The sequence below is a fragment of the Hafnia psychrotolerans genome, from assembly GCF_014639435.1.
GTDB lineage: Bacteria > Pseudomonadota > Gammaproteobacteria > Enterobacterales > Enterobacteriaceae > Ewingella > Ewingella psychrotolerans.
In genome coordinates this window covers 320,731-339,479 of record NZ_BMFZ01000001.1, presented here as the reverse complement: position 1 = coordinate 339,479, position 18,749 = coordinate 320,731, and the positions used below count along the sequence as shown (strand labels likewise).

Below are 18,749 nucleotides of genomic sequence, written 5' to 3'. Positions count from 1 at the left end.
AGCCAACGCATCTGCGGCTCGAAATATAAAGGGTACAAGGAAATTTATGCGCAATCGTACGTTAGCTGACCTCGACCGTGTGGTGGCGTTAGGCGGAGGACATGGCCTCGGCCGCGTGATGTCCGCTCTCTCGACGCTGGGGTCGCGCTTGACCGGTATCGTCACCACCACCGACAACGGCGCCTCAACCGGTCGCATCCGCAGTTCCGAAGGTGGCATTGCCTGGGGCGATACGCGCAACTGTCTTAATCAGCTGATCACGGAGCCCAGCGTTGCGTCGGCAATGTTTGAGTACCGCTTCAGCGGTCAGGGTGAACTGGCCGGACACAACCTTGGCAACCTGATGCTACGTGCCCTTGATCATCTTAGTGTGCGCCCACTGGAAGCCATTAATTTGGTTCGCAGTCTGCTGAAAGTTGACGCCGAGCTGATCCCAATGTCAGAACAGCCCGTCGATCTGGCGGCGCGAGATGCCAACGGCGAGTGGGTTCATGGGGAAGTGAATGTGGATAAACTGGCACAAATCCCGCACGAACTGATGCTGGTCCCACAAGTTACAGCGACGCGCGAAGCGATCCTTGCCATCAAGGAAGCCGATCTGGTGCTGATTGGGCCGGGCAGTTTCTACACTAGCCTGATGCCACTGCTGCTGATGAAAGATTTGACACAGGCGCTGCGGCGCAGCCGGGCGCACATTGTTTACATCGGCAATCTGGGGAAAGAGTTGAGCGTAGCCGCTGCGTCACTGACGCTGCACGACAAACTGTCGCTAATTGAACAACAGATCGGGCTGCGCGCCGTTGATGCCGCTATCGTCGGGCCTCAAGTGAATATTGATGACGCAGGTGAACGGCTGATCATTCAAACCACGCTCGAGGCCAGCGATATTCCCTACCGTCATGACCGCGAGCTGCTACGCAAAGCCCTGGAAGAAGCACTACAGCGTATGATTTAAGGTTTTTTAGTCAGCGGATGGTTATTCCATGGGCTATCTGCGGCGGGTTTGGCTGTACTGACTTTCAGTTGTTGCGGTTTCTGCTCGGATAACGGCGTGCGGCGTTTACTGCGAGTCACCGTATCCGGGCGCAAATGGCCTTCGACAAAATCCAGATACAGCGTTTCCACTTCTTTGCGTGCCCAGGGCGTGCGACGCAGAAACTTCAGGCTGGACTTGATACTCGGGTCACTCTTAAAACAATTGATGTTCACCCGCGAAGCCAGTGCGGGCCAGCCAAAGTTATCGACCAGCGCGGTCAGCAGCGCTTCCAGCGTGAGGCCGTGCAGAGGATCTTTCGGTGGCTGTGTTGTCATTGTCTTGTCCTGAATTTTTGCTGGCGCATACCTTAATCAGGTTTACCCAACGGTACAAGTCTTTTACCAGGCCAATGCTCTAAATCATTCGAGTCGCAGCAAGGCGGCAACCGAGCAAGCCCCAGGAGCTTAGCCAACTAAGTGACTGGGGTTCGCGAGGGCAGCCAACGCCGCTGTGGCTGGAAGGATGACGAGTATCAGGAGAGCGCGATAAATTGCGCCCGCAACGCCTGCAACTCATCGCGCGTATTGGCCGCCTCTTCGAACTCCAGATTCTGCGCGTGAGCGTACATCTTGCTCTCAAGTTCTTTAATACGCTGGTCCAGCGCTTTAGGCGTGAGCAGTTTGACGGTTTCAGAGGCTGCGGCATCGCGTTTATCTTTATTTTTCTTCGTCTTCGGCTGACCAAGTTGCAGGATATCGGAGATCTTCTTATTCAGCCCTGTCGGCGTGATACCGTGCTCAATGTTATACGCTTCCTGTTTAGCCCGGCGGCGTTCAGTTTCGTCAATGGCTTTCGCCATGGACTTGGTAATTCTGTCACCATAAAGAATGGCCTTACCGTTTAGGTTACGCGCCGCACGTCCGATCGTCTGAATCAGCGAACGCTCGGAGCGCAGGAAACCCTCTTTGTCTGCATCAAGGATCGCCACCAGTGACACTTCAGGCATATCCAACCCTTCACGCAGTAAGTTGATGCCAACCAGTACATCGAATTCCCCCAGGCGTAAATCGCGGATGATCTCCACACGCTCGACGGTATCGATGTCAGAGTGCAGGTAACGCACCTTCTCGCCGTGTTCTTCCAGATACTCGGTCAAATCCTCAGCCATACGCTTGGTGAGCGTGGTGACCAGCACACGCTCGTTAACCTCGACGCGTTTGCGGATCTCCGACAGCAGATCGTCGACCTGAGTCCCCACCGGGCGCACTTCAATCAGCGGATCAAGCAGCCCGGTCGGGCGCACCACTTGTTCGACCACATCGCCGCCTGACTTCTCCATCTCATAAGTGCCCGGTGTCGCTGAGACATAAATACTTTGCGGCGCAGCGGCTTCGAATTCCTCAAACCGCATCGGGCGGTTGTCGAGTGCCGAAGGCAGACGGAAACCGTACTCCACCAGCGTCTCTTTGCGCGAACGGTCGCCTTTGTACATCCCACCAATCTGCGGAATGGTGACGTGAGACTCATCGACAATCAGCAGGCCGTCAGCCGGTAGATAATCAAACAGCGTAGGTGGCGGCTCGCCAGGCCCACGCCCTGAGAGATAACGTGAGTAGTTTTCGATACCGGAGCAGTAACCCAACTCGTTCATCATCTCCAGATCAAATTGGGTACGCTGGCTGATGCGCTGCTCTTCCAGCAGTTTGTTGCTTTCGAGCAGATTTTTGCGCCGGTCAGCCAGCTCAACTTTTATATCTTCCATTGCCTGCACGATACGTTCACGCGGCGTTACATAGTGCGTTTTGGGATAGATAGTGAAACGTGGAATTTCTTGCTGCACCTGGCCTGTCAGCGGATCAAACAAAGAGAGGCGCTCCACTTCCTGATCAAACAGCTCAATACGCACTGCCAGATCGTCTGACTCCGCAGGGAAGACGTCGATCACTTCCCCACGCACGCGGAAAGTACTGCGCTGGAAAACCTGATCGTTGCGGGCATATTGCAGCTCAGCTAAGCGGCGCAGGATAGCGCGTTGGTCGATGATCATGCCCTTGGTCAGGTGCAACATCATTTTCAGATAGAGGTCCGGATCGCCCAAACCGTAGATGGCAGAAACAGAGGCCACGACGATCACATCGCGGCGTTCCAGCAATGCTTTAGTTGCAGAAAGACGCATTTGCTCGATGTGTTCGTTTATCGAGGCGTCTTTTTCAATAAAGGTATCAGAACTCGGCACATAGGCTTCCGGCTGATAGTAGTCGTAATAAGAGACAAAATATTCAACGGCGTTATCCGGAAAAAACTCTTTCATCTCGCCATAAAGTTGCGCAGCCAGAGTCTTGTTCGGCGCCAAAACCATAGTGGGCCGGTTAAGGTCAGCAATCACATTGGCGATGGTAAACGTCTTCCCTGAACCGGTTACACCCAGCAAGGTCTGGTGCGCAAGCCCATTCTCCAGCCCATCTTCCAGCGCGCGTATGGCCTCAGGCTGATCGCCTGACGGTTTAAAATCGGAATGTAGTTTGAATACTTTACTCATTGACGGGCTACCTGACTGAAGAGAAAGAATGCACAACACCAGCTAAGGAGACTCAGTATGGAAGACTCAGCGATTTTTGCCAGCCATATAATACTGGATATAAACCCAGCTTCCAATGGCTAAATTCCACGCATTTCTAACACATTGCCTTGTTGGCTTTTACCATCTTGCCACGCTGCACTTATTTAGGTTTCATGATTGGCCTCTTTTCCCCATCGCAGAACATTTATCCCCAGGTATTGGCGCAATTTAACGTTCTGACAACAGGCTGACAAAAATTGACACTGATGGCATACAGCGATTTGACAAAGCTTGATTTTATACAAGCCTTTGAATAATAAAAGTTTATATAAAAAGCTGCGATTCCGGTCAAACTGAGCGCAACCCGCGTCCTGACTCGCTTGGGGGAACTTTCCCGACGCTAATGCACATGGTTATCCACAGGAATGGTGGATAACTCACATCACGCCGCTTGTAGCGGGACCTGCCAAAAATCGGCCTTTCGTCTACGCCGACCTCTCTGGGATGTTTTTTAGTTCTTTTTAGCCATTTTTACTTCTTTATATATACAGATTTTGCCTAGATATCCTGTGCCGTGGATATTGCAAAATGAAAAAGTGCATCCCATGAGGATCTTTTCGCTTAAACCACGCTAATGCATTGCACCAAATCCATCATCTTCAGCACTGGAAAAGTGCACTAACGGGTCTGATATACGTCCGATTAATTTCGGGTTATTAATATTTTCCTTATGCCGCCCGCCCGGCTGTTTACATTCCTATCACTTAATCTTTAGGACATTTATACCCAAACTTGGCCTGAGAGTTGCAAGATCTTCCAGCGTTAAGAACTGCCTTAACAGCGCAAAATAAATGTCAGAAATATGACAATGGTCGTCAATATACATAAACCAATCCCAACGTCACCCGCGGTAAAAAGCCCGTGAAATAAGGAATGAGTCATGAGGAAGGAAATTCTGATGTTAAGTGTTAAATCGGTTAATCAATACTACGGCAACAACCATATTTTGTGGGATATCAATCTGGAGCTATATCGCGGGCAGTGTACCTGCCTTATCGGGCGAGATGGCGTCGGTAAAACCACGCTCATTAACTGCATCATGGGTCACCTGCCAGTTAAAAGCGGCACCATTTCCTGGCAGTCAGCCAATGAGGAGCCGCAAAGTTTATTGCATCTGCCGGTGGAAACTCGCGCGAAAATGGGCATTGGTTACGTCCCTCAGGGCCGTCAGATTTTTTCGCAAATGAGTGTGGATGAAAATCTGCAAATTGCAATGATGGCCGGGCGCAATAAGACCCGACGTGTCCCTGAACAGGTATATGAGCTGTTTCCGTTATTAAAAGAGATGGGGGCACGTAAGGCTGGAGAACTGGACGAAAACCAGCAGCAGCAATTAGCGATTGGCCGGGCGCTGGTGCAAGAACCGGAGCTGCTGATCCTCGACGAGCCAACCGAGCACGCCAGCGAGGCAATGTCGGCCAGCATGAGCAATATTATTCACCGTCTAAATCGGGATCTGAGCCTGACACTGTTGCTGGTCGGGCATCAACTCCCTTTTATCCGCACCGTAGCCGACCGTTTTTGCCTGCTTGATGACGGCCGTAACGTGGCGCAAGGTACGCTGGCGGAACTCAATGAAGGATTGGTAAAAAATCATCTCACGGTTTGAGGTAATCCAGGTTGAGATAGCGTCCAACATCACCGCGGGTATTCGCACTGAGGAACGGGATCTCGCCCAGCAGCGGCGCAGGCAGCATACGCATGAGCGTTGCCAGATAGGCCTGATGATGCTTCCCCGTTTCCTGTATGTCATTGGCTATCCAGCCAGCCAACCGTAAACCGCTGTGAATGATGGCCTCTGCGGTGAGCACCGCATGGTTGATACATCCCAAACGCATTCCCACCACTAAAATCACCGGTAGCTGCTCGGCAATCACCCAGTCGGCAAAAGTCTGCTGCTCATTGAGTGGCGTAAACCAGCCTCCCGCGCCTTCAACTACCGTCCAGTCAGCCTTGAGTGCGAGATGACGCAACCCTTGCGACAGGGTATCAAGCACAATCGGACGTTGTTCAAGTTGGCTGACAATATGTGGGGAAGTCGGTTCAATGAATGTACAGGGATTCACTTCATCATAGCTAAGCCGCACCGAACTGTTAGCCTGTAAAGCCAGTGCATCAGTGTTGCGCGGCCCATCTTCGGTCATTTCACTGCCGGAGGCCACGGGCTTATACCCTGCAGTCGAAAAACCTGCGTGCGTTGCGGCCTGCAAAAAAGCCGTCGTCGCGACCGTTTTTCCGACTTCGGTATCTGTGCCAGTGATAAAGAAGGTTTTTTTCATTTATTGGACAACCCTAGCTGAAATGTTAAATCCAATGCCATTGTCACGGTATCAAGGCAGCCAGCGAGCGAATCCCGATGAGCTGACAGGGTTCAGTGATTCAAGTGAGCTCGCGTAGCTAACGCAGAGACAGCGTCAAGGACGCAGGATTTTAGCGGGGAATAAGCTTTTCCACTTGCAGCACGCCATACACCAACCGATAGGTCAGCGGTAGCATGCCATCCTGCCGAACATAGTACTTATCCAGCAGCGCCAAACGATCGCGCCCGCCCAGCCCACCGAGGCGGCCATTTTTGATATGCGTCGCGCCGATACCTTTTAGCGAGCGCAACAGCGACATGGCATCAGGGAACAGTACGGTGCACTGACTGAACTGAACGTCATGACGATAAGGGGCGCAGGCTTCGGCGATTTTGTCCGGGGTCAGGAACTGATTCACATGAGGACGACCATCTACTTTTTTCCAGGCCGCAGACAGTTCGCCAAGCGACCCTTCCGCCAGCGTGGAAAATAGCACCAGCCCGCCGATACGCGTGACGCGATGCATCTCTTCGAGCGCACGCGGCAGCGCATTACACCACTGCACGGCCAGATTACTGAAGCAAATATCCAATGAGCCGTCGTCCAGTGGTAAACGCTCGATGTCTCCGGGCAAGTAATGATGGGCAGAGTCCTGCGCACGGGCCATCTCCAGCATGCCCTTCGACAGATCCAGGGCTGTCACCTGCTTACCCATATCACGCCAGCGGCGGCTGAAATAACCGGTGCCGCAACCGGCATCGAGCAGGGAGTGACCCGCAGCCTGATGGGTGTCTGCTACCATGCTAATAAGATGTTCACCCACGTCGCGCTGTAACTGTGCAGCGCTTTCGTAACTGACGGCGGCGCGGCTGAACGCCTCTGCCACCGCTTGTTTGTTCACTAATTCAGTGACTGCACCCATGAAGGGACTCCAGCAAAAAATCGATATCTTCGGACCGATGAGCGGCCGTCAGGGTAATGCGCAATCTTGCGCTGCCCTGCGGGACGGTCGGCGGGCGGATCGCACTGACCCATACACCGCGCGCACGTAACTGTTGTGCCAGATCCAGCGTCGGCTGATTTTCACCCACAATCAGCGGCTGAATAGCCGTGGCAGAGGCCGTCAGCGGATAAGGCAAACCGGCAACCCCGGCACGGAAACGGGCAATATTGCCCATCAGTTTATCACGCAGGTCATCGCCGTGCTGAATACAGCGCAGGCTGGCCTGCAATGCGCAGACCTGCGCGGCAGGCATCGCGGTGCTGTAAATAAGATGGCGGGCGAATTGCAGCAGGTACTGTGCTGTAGCCTCATCGCACAACACCGCGGCACCGCTGCATCCGAACGCTTTGCCAAAGGTCACCACCAGCAGTTCAGGTTTTACGCCTTGATGCCAACAGCTGCCACGTCCTTGCTCCCCCAGCACGCCGACGCCATGGGCATCATCGACCAGCAGCCAGGCCGAGTGTGCCTGCACCAACTGATGCAATGTTTTGAGCGGTGCAGTATCGCCGTCCATACTGAACACGCCTTCGGTGACCACTAGCGTATCGCCAGCCACCGGTTTCTCCAGCAGACGTTGCAGGGAATCTGACTGATTATGTTGAAAACGCCGCAGTTGAGAAGGCGCATAGGCTGCAGCTTCCAGCAGTGACGCATGGCTGAGTTTATCAGCCAGAACTCGATCCGATGCCTGCAACAGTGCCGCAAGAATCGCCTGATTCGCCGCAAAACCAGAGATAAACAGTAACGCCCGCGGGTAACCCTGCCAGTCCGCCAATTGCTGTTCGAACTCGGCGTGGATGTCGCTGTATCCAGTCACATGCCCTGAACCGCCGCTGCCCACACCAAAACGCGCCGCCCCTTTTTGCCAGGCAGTGATCACCTTCGGATTCTGGCTAAGCCCCAGATAATCATTACCGGAGAAGTTCAGCCAGCGCTGCTCACCCTGCGTCAGCCAGCGGGCGCTGCCGCCTGCATTCGACTGACGAACACGGAACGCTGCAGCTTGCTTGCGCGCGTCCACCGCCTCTTCAATGCGCGTTTGCCAACTCATTAGTCAGACGGCGGCATTGTAAAATTGTGGGGTATCGGCACGGACCAACTGTTCAGCCAGTGCATCCTGCTGTTGCTCATCACCCAGTTCGGTTTCAAACACCTGCGGGTTGAGGCCCAGTTTGCCAAACAGAATCAGGTCTTTATCTTCAGCCGGGTTCGGCGTAGTCAACAGTTTGCAACCGTAGAAAATCGAGTTAGCTCCGGCCATAAAGCACATGGCCTGCGTCTGCTCGCTCATCTGCTCGCGACCGGCGGAAAGACGGACGAAGGATGTCGGCATCATGATGCGTGCCACGGCAATGGTGCGGATAAAGTCGAAAGGATCGACGTCGTCGTTATCAGCCAGCGGTGTGCCTTTCACTTTGACCAGCATGTTGATTGGCACGCTCTCAGGCGCGACCGGAAGATTTGCCAACTGCATCAGTAAACCAGCACGGTCTTTTACCGTTTCGCCCAGACCGACGATGCCACCGGAACAAACTTTAATCCCTGCACTGCGGACCTCTGCCAGCGTGTCCAGACGTTCCTGATAGCTGCGGGTGGTGATGATGCTGCCGTAAAATTCCGGCGAAGTGTCAAGGTTATGGTTGTAGAAATCCAGCCCCGCCGACGCCAGGCGCTGCGCCTGCGTGGTATCCAGTGAGCCGAGCGTCATGCAGGTTTCCATGCCCAACTCTTTTACACCTTGCACCATTTGCTCAAGGTACGGCATGTCACGCTCATGCGGGTTTTTCCACGCAGCCCCCATGCAGAATCGGGTCGAACCGGCGGCTTTGGCCTGACGAGCGGACTCCAGCACCTGCTTCACTTCCATCAGACGCTCAGTTTCCAGACCGGTTTTGTAGCGCGAACTCTGAGGACAATATTTGCAATCCTCCGGACAGGCGCCGGTTTTAATCGACAACAGAGTACTGACCTGAACCTGACGCGGATCGAAGTGCTCACGATGAATTTGCTGGGCTTCAAACATCAGCTCCAGAAAGGGTTTATCAAACAGCGCCTGCGTCTTTTCCAGCGTCCAGTGGGTACGGGTTGTCATGCGACATCTCCAAAAATGGGTTTGACCTTATAAATCGTCAGCTATTCTTTATTTGTTTTAGTTTACCGTCAACGTTAAAATTATTTTTTGGTTTACAAGTTTCATCAAGGATACTGTCATGACGCCCGCCGATCTTGAGTTCGATCAACGCCACATCTGGCATCCGTATACGTCCATGACTAAGCCACTGCCGGTCTATCCGATAGAGTCAGCGTCCGGCGTACTATTGCAACTCGCCAATGGAAGTCAGTTGGTCGACGGAATGTCGTCATGGTGGGCCGCGATCCACGGCTATAATCATCCGCAGCTCAATCAGGCGGCCATCGAACAGATCGGCAAAATGTCCCACGTGATGTTTGGCGGGATAACCCATCCTTCGGCGATAGCGCTGTCGCGTCAGTTGGTAGAGATGACGCCTGTCGAGCTGGAGTGCGTATTTCTGGCCGACTCAGGTTCGGTGGCGGTTGAAGTCGCGCTGAAGATGGCCATGCAGTACTGGCAGGCGCGCGGTCAGAAACGCCAGACGCTGCTGACTTTGCGCAACGGCTACCACGGCGATACGTTCGGCGCGATGTCGGTGTGCGATCCGCAAAATTCGATGCACAGTTTGTATCAGGGCTATCTGCCGCAGCACTTGTTTGCCGATGCGCCGCAGTGCCGGTTTGGTGACACGTGGAATGAAGAGGATATCGCGCCGTTCGCCGCGCTGCTGGAGCAACATCAGCAAAAGATCGCGGCAGTGATTTTAGAACCGGTGGTTCAGGGCGCGGGTGGGATGCGGATTTATCATCCGACCTACCTTAAACGGGTGCGTCAGTTATGCGATAAATTTGGCGTGCTGCTGATTGCCGATGAGATTGCCACGGGATTTGGCCGTACCGGCAAGCTGTTTGCCTGTGATCACGCAGGAATTTCACCTGATATCCTCTGCCTTGGCAAAGCCCTGACTGGCGGTTATATGACGCTATCCGCGACCTTGACCACCCGCCATGTGGCCGACACCCTCAGCGAGGGTAAAGCGGGCTGCTTCATGCACGGTCCGACATTTATGGGTAATCCGCTGGCTTGCGCGGTTGCCAGCGCCAGCCTGAGTCTCCTGGCGGAAAATCGCTGGCAGGGGCAAGTGGCAAATATTGAACAACAGTTTAAACGCGAGTTGATGCCGCTGGTAGCGCATCCGGCGGTGGCCGAGGTACGCATCATTGGTGCCATTGGTGTCGTAGAAATGCATCAACCGGTGAATATGGAAAAATTGCAAAAACACTTCGTGGCTGAAGGCGTGTGGATCCGGCCCTTTGGCAAACTCATTTATCTGATGCCACCTTACATTATTTCCCCGGCACAACTGACGAAACTGACAAGTGCTATCACCAGCGCGCTTGAAATCATTTAACGCTATCTCTCCCTAAAATCCTTCGTGTTGCATCAAGGCGGCAACGCGAAGGATGACAGGGATTAATTTGAATTAACCAGCCGGTGGGAACTTGAGAGTAACCCGCTCAGTTTCTGCCGGCTGATTCTGGCATGCTCGTTAAGATAATCGATCGCCACCTTCAGCACCGGCGTTGGGCTATCGGGATAGAGCAGCGTATAAGATGCGCCGCTGGCCACGCACAGCGGGAATGGCGCAATCACCCTGCCCGCCTGCAAGTCATCCTCGATTAAGGTGAGATCGCCTATCGCCACACCGTATCCCTGTAACGCCGAGTTGATCGCCAGATCCAGGGTGTCAAAATGCTGAGATTTCGCCGACGGCAACCCTTTTACTCCCGCCTCGCGCAGCCATAACAGCCAATCGCGGCGATCACGCGTCGGGTGAAGCAGGGTTTTACCCGCCAGACAGCCCACGTCAAAGTGTCCTTTACGGCCAGGCAAAAAGTCTGGGGTGCAGACCGGCGTCAGCACCTCGTCAAACAGATGATGTGCGCGGCGCGGTGAGTCAGGCGCGCGACCAAAGACGATAGCAGCATCGAAATGTTCAGTACTGAAATCTACGCCGTGAGCAATCGAGGCAGTCAGTTCAATCTGTATATCGGGGCGATCATTCTGTAACTGAATGACCCTGGGCAATAACCAGCGCATTGAGCAAGTCGGGCATTTGATACGTAACGTATCGGGATGGGACTCCACACGCCGGAATGCTTCTCCCATCTGTTCCAGCGCCTGCTGCACCGCCGGTAAAAGCTGCGCACCGCGCGGTGTCAGCGTCAACCCACGGGCCTGGCGCAAAAACAATGGATATCCCAGTGCCGTTTCCAGCCCGGTCATTTGACGGCTGACCGCGCCTTGAGTGATGTGCAACAGTTCTGCTGCATGGGTTAGGTTGAGGGTTTTAGCCACCACACTGAAGGTTTTCAACAGGTTAAGTGACGGAAGATTGAGCGCCGTCAGATAAGAAAAATCAGATGAAGTTGCCATTCATACCTCGTGAAAAGTTTGCCAGCCATGATCGGAGATCATGCCAAGTATGACAAATTTTCCCTTGTCGGCACAGGGGAACTGTTGCTTAATCATTCATCAGTTCTAATTATTTATGCTCAGCATCCTTTTCGCGCAGACAGCAAACGCATCAGCGGCTTGAAGGATGAAGGGGCTTGGGGTCTGTTATGAAAAGCGCTATTTCACCACTATCAAAGTTGCCTGACGTTGGCACGACCATTTTCACCGTGATTGGCCAGTTGAGCGCCGAGCATAATGCACTGAATTTATCGCAAGGTGCACCCAATTTCTCATGCCAACCTTCACTGATTGATGCCGTCAGTAAAGCTATGCGTAACGGTCATAACCAGTATGCGCCGATGAGCGGCGTGGCGGCGTTGCGTCATGCGCTGTCGGCCAAAGTGGAAGCGTTATATGGCTGTCATTACGATGCGGATAGCGAAGTGACCGTGATCGCCAGCGCCAGCGAAGGGCTGTACTCCGCCATCAGCGCGCTGGTGCATCCGGGTGACGAGGTGATCTATTTCGAACCCGCCTTTGACAGTTACGCGCCGATTGTCCGCTTGCAAGGTGCTACACCGGTCGCCATCGGTCTGTCGCTGGAAGATTTCAGCATTGACTGGAATGAAGTCGCCAGCGCGATTAACAACAAAACGCGGATGATCATCATTAACAGCCCGCACAACCCGACCGGCGCGATTTTTACCGCCGTCGATATTGAACGCCTGACTGCATTGACCCGCGATACCGACATCGTAATTTTGTCCGATGAAGTCTATGAACACGTGGTGTTCGACGGTCAACGCCATGAAAGCATGGCCTGCCATCCGCAACTGGCCGAGCGCAGCGTGATTGTTTCGTCATTCGGCAAAACCTATCACGTCACCGGCTGGCGCGTGGGATATTGCCTGGCACCTGTCGAGCTGATGGATGAGATCCGCAAGGTGCATCAATTCATGGTATTTTCGGCCGACACGCCGATGCAGGTCGCATTCGCTGAGGCGTTGGCTGACCCGCAGAGTTATCTCGGTCTGGCCGATTTTTATCAGCAAAAGCGTGATCTGCTGGCCACTGCTCTCAGCGGCTCACGTTTTGAGTTACTGCCAAGTCACGGCAGCTTCTTTATGTTGGCCCGTTTCAGCCAGTTTAGTTCGCTGACTGACGACGCGTTCGTTCTAAGTTTGATCCGCGATCACCAGATCGCCACCATTCCGCTGTCGGCATTTTATAGCCATAACTCACCGACCGGACTTATCCGCCTGAGCTTTGCCAAAGACGACGAAACGCTGTACGAAGGTGCACGTCGCCTGTGCCGCGTCTAAACGCCATACTTGATACCCTCTGGGAGAAGTGAAAATGATAATGAAAAAATTAAACATCGCCTTGTTGTTAGGTTGCGCCGCTGCGTCATTTTCTGCGCTGGCAGACGGCTCAACGCTGAAATTTGGTCTGGAAGCACAGTATCCGCCGTTTGAATCTAAGAGCGCCACCGGTGAATTGCAGGGCTTCGATATCGATGTCGGTAACGCCGTTTGCGCCGCCGCCAAACTAAAATGTGAATGGTTTGATACTGCCTTCGACGGGCTGATCCCGGCGCTGCAGGCGCGTAAATTTGACGCCATTAACTCGGCGATGAATGTCACTGAAAAACGCCGTCAGGCCATTGATTTCACCAACGTGATTTACCGCGTACCCAGCAAACTCATCGCGAAAAAGGACGCTAAATTGCTGCCAACTGCCGACTCTCTGAAAGGCAAGCATATCGGCGTGTTGCAAGGTTCGATTCAGGAAAGTTACGCGCAGGCGCACTGGGCACCGAAAGGCGTGGATATCGTCTCTTATCAGGATCAGAATCAGGTCTATCTGGACCTCTCTTCCGGTCGTCTTGATGGCACATTAGTGCTGGCACCGGCAGGCCAGACCGGCTTCCTCGATCGCCCGGACGGCAAGGATTATGCCTTCGCTGGCGATGCGGTACGTGATGACAAAATCCTCGGCAGCGGTATCGCCTTCGGCCTGCGTAAAGGCGACACGGCCACCAAAGAGAAACTGGATGTGGCTATCGCCAAAATCAAGCAAGACGGCGTGATCGAAGCACTTTCGAAGAAATATTTCGGCGATATTGATATAACCGCGAAGTAACTCTCAATACCGGCTTAAACGCGGGGACTCGTCATGACGGCCTCCGCGTTTGCATTCAATTCGCCACATGAAGCATAAACCGCTTCAGTCATAACTCACCTAGCCGCCTATACTTATTCCCCATGACACAGGTTTTCACCCAACAGTGGCTACCTTAGAACACGCGTCAATGAAGGAGTTTGTATGTCTCAGAGTCAATCCATAAACCGCCGTTTTTTGCTGGCATCACGCCCGCACGGCGCACCAACCGCAGATAACTTCCGCCTGGAAGAACAAGAGATTCCCACGGCCAAAGAAGGGCAGTTGGTGCTGCGCACACTTTTCCTTTCCCTTGACCCCTATATGCGCGGACGCATGAGTGATGCGCCCTCTTACGCTGCGCCGGTACAAATCGGTGAAGTGATGACCGGCGGTGCGGTATCCCGCGTGGTGGACTCTCACAGCCCTGATTTCAAACCGGGCGATCTGGTGGTTGGCAGCACTGGCTGGCAGGATTACTCAGTGGCCGATGCAAAAACGGTGAAGAAACTGGAAGGCCCGGCGCTGAAAAAACCCTCTTTGGCGCTAGGCGTTCTGGGTATGCCTGGCTTCACTGCATTTATGGGGCTACTGGATATTGGCCAACCGCAGGCGGGCGAAACCGTGGTGGTCGCCGCTGCTACTGGCCCGGTGGGTTCTTTGGTCGGCCAGATTGCTAAAATCAAAGGCTGTAAGGTCATTGGTATCGCCGGTGGCCCAGAAAAATGCCGTTACGCCGTTGACTATTTCGGCTTTGACCAGTGCTTGGATCATCGGGCACCCGATCTGGATAAGCGTCTAAAAGAAGCCTGCTCCGACGGCATTGACGTTTATTTCGAAAACGTCGGCGGTGCCGTCTTTGATGCCGTCCTACCGCTGCTCAATACCAAAGCGCGTATCCCAGTGTGCGGTTTAGTCTCACAGTACAACTCAACTGGCCTAAATGATGGTCAGGATCGCCTTTCGCTGCTAACCGGAACTATCCTTAAGAAACGTATGCGCATGCAGGGCTTTATCATTTTTGATGATTATGGCCATCGCTATCCTGAGTTTGCCAAACAGATGAGTGAATGGTTTGAAGCCGAAAAAGTGAAGTTCCGCGAAGATATCGTTGAGGGGCTGGAAAATGCACCACAGGCTTTCATCGGCCTGCTCGAAGGTAAAAACTTTGGCAAGTTAGTGATAAAAGTGAGTCACGACAATAATTGATCATAGGTCAGCCAGGCAATTTGGCCTGGCTCACAGGAGATAACATGAAATTACTGATTGTATTAACGTCGCACGACAAACTCGGCGATACAGGCAAAAAAACGGGTTTTTGGTTGGAAGAGTTCACAGCGCCTTATTATCAATTTCTGGATGCCGGTGCGGTGCTGACGCTGGCGTCACCGAAAGGCGGTCAACCACCGCTGGACCCGGTAAGTGATGAGAAGGATGCCCAGACTGAAACGACCGATCGCTTCCGTCAGGATAAAGACGCACAACATGCGCTGGCCAATACCGTCAAACTGGCAGACGTGAATGTGGCTGATTTTGATGCTGTATTCTATCCCGGTGGCCACGGCCCGCTGTGGGATCTGGCAGAGGATGCAAACTCGGTAAAACTCATCGAGGATTTCTGGACGGCGGGTAAACCGGTAGCAGCCGTTTGCCATGCGCCCGGCGTCTTGCGGGATGTGAAACAGGCCGATGGCTCGCCGCTGGTCAAAGGCAAACGGGTGACCGGTTTTAGCAATAGCGAAGAAGACGCGGTTGGCCTGACGGATATCGTGCCGTTCCTGGTCGAAGATGAGCTGAAAAAGAACGGCGGCGATTACAGTAAAGCCGCTGACTGGAGTCCTTATGTCATGACTGATGGTAAGCTGATCACCGGCCAGAACCCGGCGTCATCCGCCAATGTCGCGCAAGCCCTGCTTAAATTACTCGGCGGCGGCGAAGTCACCCAATAAGCGTGAATTGAATTTAATGGATGTGAAAATAATAACCTTTGATGAGGACGTTGACTGTATGCCCTTCACTTTAATCAGTTCAGACCTGCGCGACGGCGAAAAAATGCCCAACGCACAAGTGTTCAACAGCATGGGTTATAGCGGTGATAACCTCTCTCCGCATCTCGCCTGGAGCGGTGCGCCGGAAGGCACCAAAAGTTTTGCTATAACTTGCTTCGACCCCGACGCGCCCACCGGCTCTGGCTGGTGGCATTGGGGCGTGGCGAATATCCCTGCGGACGTGACCGAATTACCGCAAGGGGCTGGTTCCGGCAAACCTGGCCTGCCGCCCGGTGCGGTGCAAACCCGCACTGACTTCGGCAAAGCAGGTTACGGCGGTGCTGCACCGCCAAAAGGCGAAAGCCATCGCTACCAGTTCACGGTATATGCTCTGGATGTTGACGCGCTAGAAGTTAACGAGGAAGCCAGCGGTGCCTATCTGGGTTTCAACATTCATTTCCATTCTCTTGGTAAATCATCTCTCACGGTGATATACAGCTGAGTGCTGTGGTATAAATAAGACAGTCAGAATACAACGCGGGGGTCAGTTCTGCTGACCGCCGCTTTTTGTCGTTTATCAAGGAGTCAGACCCAGTGAAAATCTCCACCCTGTCGCGCGCCTGCGCCATGTTGTCCGTCAGTCTGGTGTTGGCGGCCTGTAGTAGCAGCCACGAAGGCATTTCCAGCCAGGTCGCACCAGGCACTGCTGTTGATCCTATTCTGAGCCCAGATGAAGCCGCAAACTTTACGGCCAAACACTATCTGGCCTTTGGCGGTCGCTCCCTGCAGGTTCAGCCGCAGGGCTGGTACCCTAACCTGGTGGCGACCACCGACGTGAAAACTGACTTCGTGGTCGGCACGCAAATGGGGGTTAACGGCGCGGCATATACCAGTGTCCAGCAAGCGATTGAAGCAGCCCTACGCGTGCGTAACCATGGTGAGCGCGTGTTCATTAAGATCCTGCCTGGCACCTATACCGGTGCGGTTTATATTCCATCCGGTGCGCCACCGATCACGCTGTTCGGTACAGGGACCAACCCAGGCGACGTGGTTATCCAGCAAGGTTTGGAAGCATCAGTAACGCCAGCGGTTTACCGCGCCACGTTGAGCCAGAATGGCGAGTTCATTCCGGGTAACCGCGCCTGGTATATGTTCAATGACTGTGCCACTCAAAAATCCGATACTGTCGGTGCTGGCTGTACAGCAACCGTCTGGTCACAGAGCAGCGGTTTGCAACTACAGAATCTAACCATCACCAATAGCCTGCTCGACAGCGTTGATGCGGGTGATCACGCTGCGGTGGCATTGCGCACCGATGGCGACAATATTATGCTCGACAATGTGCGCCTGATTGGCCGTCAGAACACCCTGATGCTGACCACCGCTAACGTGAAAAATCAGCCAGATAACAAACGCTACAGTCGTGCCTACGTGAAAAACAGCCTGATCGAAGGTGATGTGGATTATGTTATTGGCCGCTCAAGTGCCGTGTTTGACCATGTTGAATTCCACACAGTCAGCAGCCGCGGCGTTAAGCAAGCTTCTGTTTTAGCCCCGAATACTCCGGCCCATGTTCCTTACGGTTTCCTGGTCACTAACAGCACGTTCACCACCGACCGTGGTTTCGAAGGTCAGGCGGCGAAAGCCCAACTGGGCCGCTCGTGGGACGAAGGCGCTGAAAATGGTGGATATGTTGCAGGTACCACACCAAACAGTCAGGTCGTTATCCGCGATAGCCAGATCGACAACGGTTACAACCTGATGAATCCATGGGGCAACGCGGCCTTCTCCGGTCGTGCTTTCACCGGCAATGTGCCGAAAGATGAAAAACAACCGCGTGATTTGAATGATGTGAACTTCAACCGCCTGTGGCAGTACAACAATATCATGACACCTCCGGCGAAATAAGCCGCAGCCCAGACATGCAAAAGCCGCCGAGTATGACTCCGGCGGCTTTTTTACGCGCTGAATTTTGCGTTGGGCCATCTGAGGGTTTTCGTTGCAGACCCAAAGACAGGAACAAAATTCAGAGGGAAACGTTATGGCTTCTTAGCTCGACAATGGACACCCACATCGGACCTTTGCCTACCGGGTAGGTTTTCAGGGCAGTCAGCGCTCCGCTGTTCTGATCAATCTTCGCCACTTCGATGGCATCAGATTTTTGACCGGCGGTGATCACAAAACGCCCACGGTGATCGATATTAAAACCGCGTGGCTGAGTTTGCGTGGCGTGATGCCCCGCCAACACCAGTTCGCCGCCATCCCCGGAGACGGTCATCACAGAGATCAAGCTGGAGCCGCGATCCGATGTATAAAGATATTTACCGTTTGGCGTGATGTGAATATCTGCCGCCCAACGGGTTTCTTTAAAATCAGACGGCATGATGTCAAGCGTCTGCACCCTACAATACTCGCCGCTTGTGACATCTTTCTGATACACATCGACACTGCCGTTGAGTTCATTGACGCAGTAAGCGAAGTGCTGGTTCGGATGGAAGGCCATATGACGCGGCCCCGCCCCCGTGGCTGTAGACACCGATTGCGGCTGATGTGGCGTGGCTTCGCCCTGCAGGCTGAAGTCAAACAGACGAATGCAGTCTTCTTTCAACGCCGGGATCATCAGTAACTGGTTGGTCGGGTCAATGTTAGCGGAGTGCGGCGCCTGAATATCTTCCAGCACATGAACCGGTGCCAACGCTTCACCTTTTTCGTTAATCGGATGGATGCTGACATTGTTAAAACTATAGGAGGCAGAGAACAGAAAACGCCCCTGTAGATCAACCCCCACGTGCGTAGGGCTGCCCGGCAAAGGTGCCATCGCTGCTTGCTCCAGCGAGCCGTCATGGCCGATATTATAGGTCAGCACGCCAAACTCAGGACGTACGCCGACATACAGGCGGTGTCCGTCTGGGTGAATCACCATCGGTTGAACCTGGCCTGGTACATCAACTGTTTGCAGCAGGCTCAGTTCACCTTCTTCGCCAAGACGGAAAGCATGGATTTGCTGGCTCTCAGGGCTGGCAACGTAGACAACTTGCTTCATCACATCTCCTTATTAAGACTGAATGCGTCGTTATGTTTTTTTAAAGCATCATTAAGATTAGCACGATAACTCAGCTTAGGAACGCGTCGTTTACCCCTTGATGCGAGGTTCTCTCATCTTGTCTA

At 53.5% G+C, this 18,749-nt stretch carries 17 protein-coding genes; 9 read left to right on the top strand and 8 right to left on the bottom strand.

Features of this window, described 5'->3' with window-relative positions:
- Positions 1-46: 46 nt before the first annotated feature.
- Positions 47-955: a uridine diphosphate-N-acetylglucosamine-binding protein YvcK gene (gene yvcK, locus IEV89_RS01555; protein WP_188469728.1), complete on the top strand. Its 909-nt coding sequence runs from the start codon at positions 47-49 to the stop codon at positions 953-955.
- Here yvcK and IEV89_RS01550 read toward each other — a convergent pair.
- Both IEV89_RS01550 and uvrB read right to left on the bottom strand, forming a co-directional pair.
- A complete protein-coding gene (locus IEV89_RS01550; RefSeq protein ID WP_188469726.1) occupies positions 952-1,311 on the bottom strand; it encodes a VF530 family DNA-binding protein in 360 nt (119 codons plus the stop codon). The two genes, yvcK and IEV89_RS01550, sit on opposite strands and share 4 nt — an antisense overlap.
- A gap of 197 nt (positions 1,312-1,508) precedes the next feature.
- Positions 1,509-3,515 (bottom strand): excinuclease ABC subunit UvrB, encoded by a 2,007-nt coding sequence (gene uvrB, locus IEV89_RS01545; RefSeq protein ID WP_188469724.1) that lies wholly within the window; start codon positions 3,513-3,515, stop codon positions 1,509-1,511.
- A 979-nt stretch (positions 3,516-4,494) separates the two neighbouring features.
- On the opposite strand from uvrB, the gene IEV89_RS01540 reads away from it, so the two are divergent.
- Entirely contained in the window at positions 4,495-5,205 is a 711-nt protein-coding gene (locus IEV89_RS01540; RefSeq protein WP_188469723.1) for an ABC transporter ATP-binding protein, read from the top strand.
- Here the strand turns inward: IEV89_RS01540 and bioD are convergent.
- The 4 genes from bioD to bioB form a co-directional block, all read right to left on the bottom strand.
- A complete protein-coding gene (gene bioD / locus IEV89_RS01535; protein ID WP_188469721.1) occupies positions 5,195-5,875 on the bottom strand; it encodes a dethiobiotin synthase in 681 nt (226 codons plus the stop codon). The two genes, IEV89_RS01540 and bioD, sit on opposite strands and share 11 nt — an antisense overlap.
- 151 nt (positions 5,876-6,026) lie before the next feature.
- Positions 6,027-6,818, bottom strand: a complete 792-nt coding sequence (bioC, locus tag IEV89_RS01530; protein ID WP_188469719.1) for a malonyl-ACP O-methyltransferase BioC — start codon at positions 6,816-6,818, stop codon at positions 6,027-6,029.
- Positions 6,802-7,953: an 8-amino-7-oxononanoate synthase gene (bioF, locus tag IEV89_RS01525; RefSeq protein ID WP_188469717.1), complete on the bottom strand. Its 1,152-nt coding sequence runs from the start codon at positions 7,951-7,953 to the stop codon at positions 6,802-6,804. The genes bioC and bioF overlap by 17 nt, the downstream gene beginning before the upstream one ends.
- A 3-nt stretch (positions 7,954-7,956) precedes the next feature.
- Entirely contained in the window at positions 7,957-8,994 is a 1,038-nt protein-coding gene (gene bioB / locus IEV89_RS01520) for a biotin synthase BioB (RefSeq protein ID WP_188469715.1), read from the bottom strand.
- 118 nt (positions 8,995-9,112) lie between these two features.
- Here bioB and bioA point away from each other — a divergent pair, with 118 nt between their 5' ends.
- Positions 9,113-10,387, top strand: coding sequence for an adenosylmethionine--8-amino-7-oxononanoate transaminase (gene bioA, locus IEV89_RS01515; protein ID WP_188469713.1), 1,275 nt, complete (start codon positions 9,113-9,115; stop codon positions 10,385-10,387).
- A 62-nt stretch (positions 10,388-10,449) separates the two neighbouring features.
- Here the strand turns inward: bioA and IEV89_RS01510 are convergent, their stop codons facing one another.
- A complete protein-coding gene (locus tag IEV89_RS01510) occupies positions 10,450-11,412 on the bottom strand; it encodes a LysR substrate-binding domain-containing protein (protein ID WP_188469711.1) in 963 nt (320 codons plus the stop codon).
- Positions 11,413-11,600: 188 nt separating this feature from the next.
- Between IEV89_RS01510 and IEV89_RS01505 the strand changes: the two genes are divergently transcribed.
- From IEV89_RS01505 to IEV89_RS01480, 6 genes are all read left to right on the top strand, one after another.
- Positions 11,601-12,755, top strand: coding sequence for a methionine aminotransferase (locus IEV89_RS01505; RefSeq protein WP_188469709.1), 1,155 nt, complete (start codon positions 11,601-11,603; stop codon positions 12,753-12,755).
- Between the two features lie 40 nt (positions 12,756-12,795).
- Positions 12,796-13,575, top strand: coding sequence for an ABC transporter substrate-binding protein (locus IEV89_RS01500; RefSeq protein WP_188469707.1), 780 nt, complete (start codon positions 12,796-12,798; stop codon positions 13,573-13,575).
- 183 nt (positions 13,576-13,758) lie between these two features.
- On the top strand, positions 13,759-14,802 hold the full coding sequence (curA, locus tag IEV89_RS01495) for an NADPH-dependent curcumin/dihydrocurcumin reductase (RefSeq protein ID WP_188469705.1): 1,044 nt from the start codon (positions 13,759-13,761) through the stop codon (positions 14,800-14,802).
- 44 nt (positions 14,803-14,846) lie between these two features.
- Positions 14,847-15,542 carry a type 1 glutamine amidotransferase domain-containing protein gene (locus IEV89_RS01490; protein WP_188469703.1) on the top strand — a complete coding sequence of 232 codons (696 nt, stop codon included), beginning with the start codon at positions 14,847-14,849 and terminating at the stop codon, positions 15,540-15,542.
- Positions 15,543-15,600: 58 nt separating this feature from the next.
- Complete coding sequence (locus IEV89_RS01485) at positions 15,601-16,083, top strand: kinase inhibitor (RefSeq protein WP_188469701.1); 483 nt, start codon at positions 15,601-15,603, stop codon at positions 16,081-16,083.
- A 92-nt stretch (positions 16,084-16,175) separates the two neighbouring features.
- The gene (locus IEV89_RS01480) at positions 16,176-17,489 is read left to right on the top strand and encodes a putative acyl-CoA thioester hydrolase (protein ID WP_188469699.1); all 1,314 of its coding nucleotides are present in this window, start codon (positions 16,176-16,178) and stop codon (positions 17,487-17,489) included.
- Between the two features lie 118 nt (positions 17,490-17,607).
- On the opposite strand, the gene pgl is transcribed toward IEV89_RS01480, so the two are convergent.
- Entirely contained in the window at positions 17,608-18,624 is a 1,017-nt protein-coding gene (pgl, locus tag IEV89_RS01475; protein WP_188469697.1) for a 6-phosphogluconolactonase, read from the bottom strand.
- Positions 18,625-18,749 lie beyond the last annotated feature (125 nt).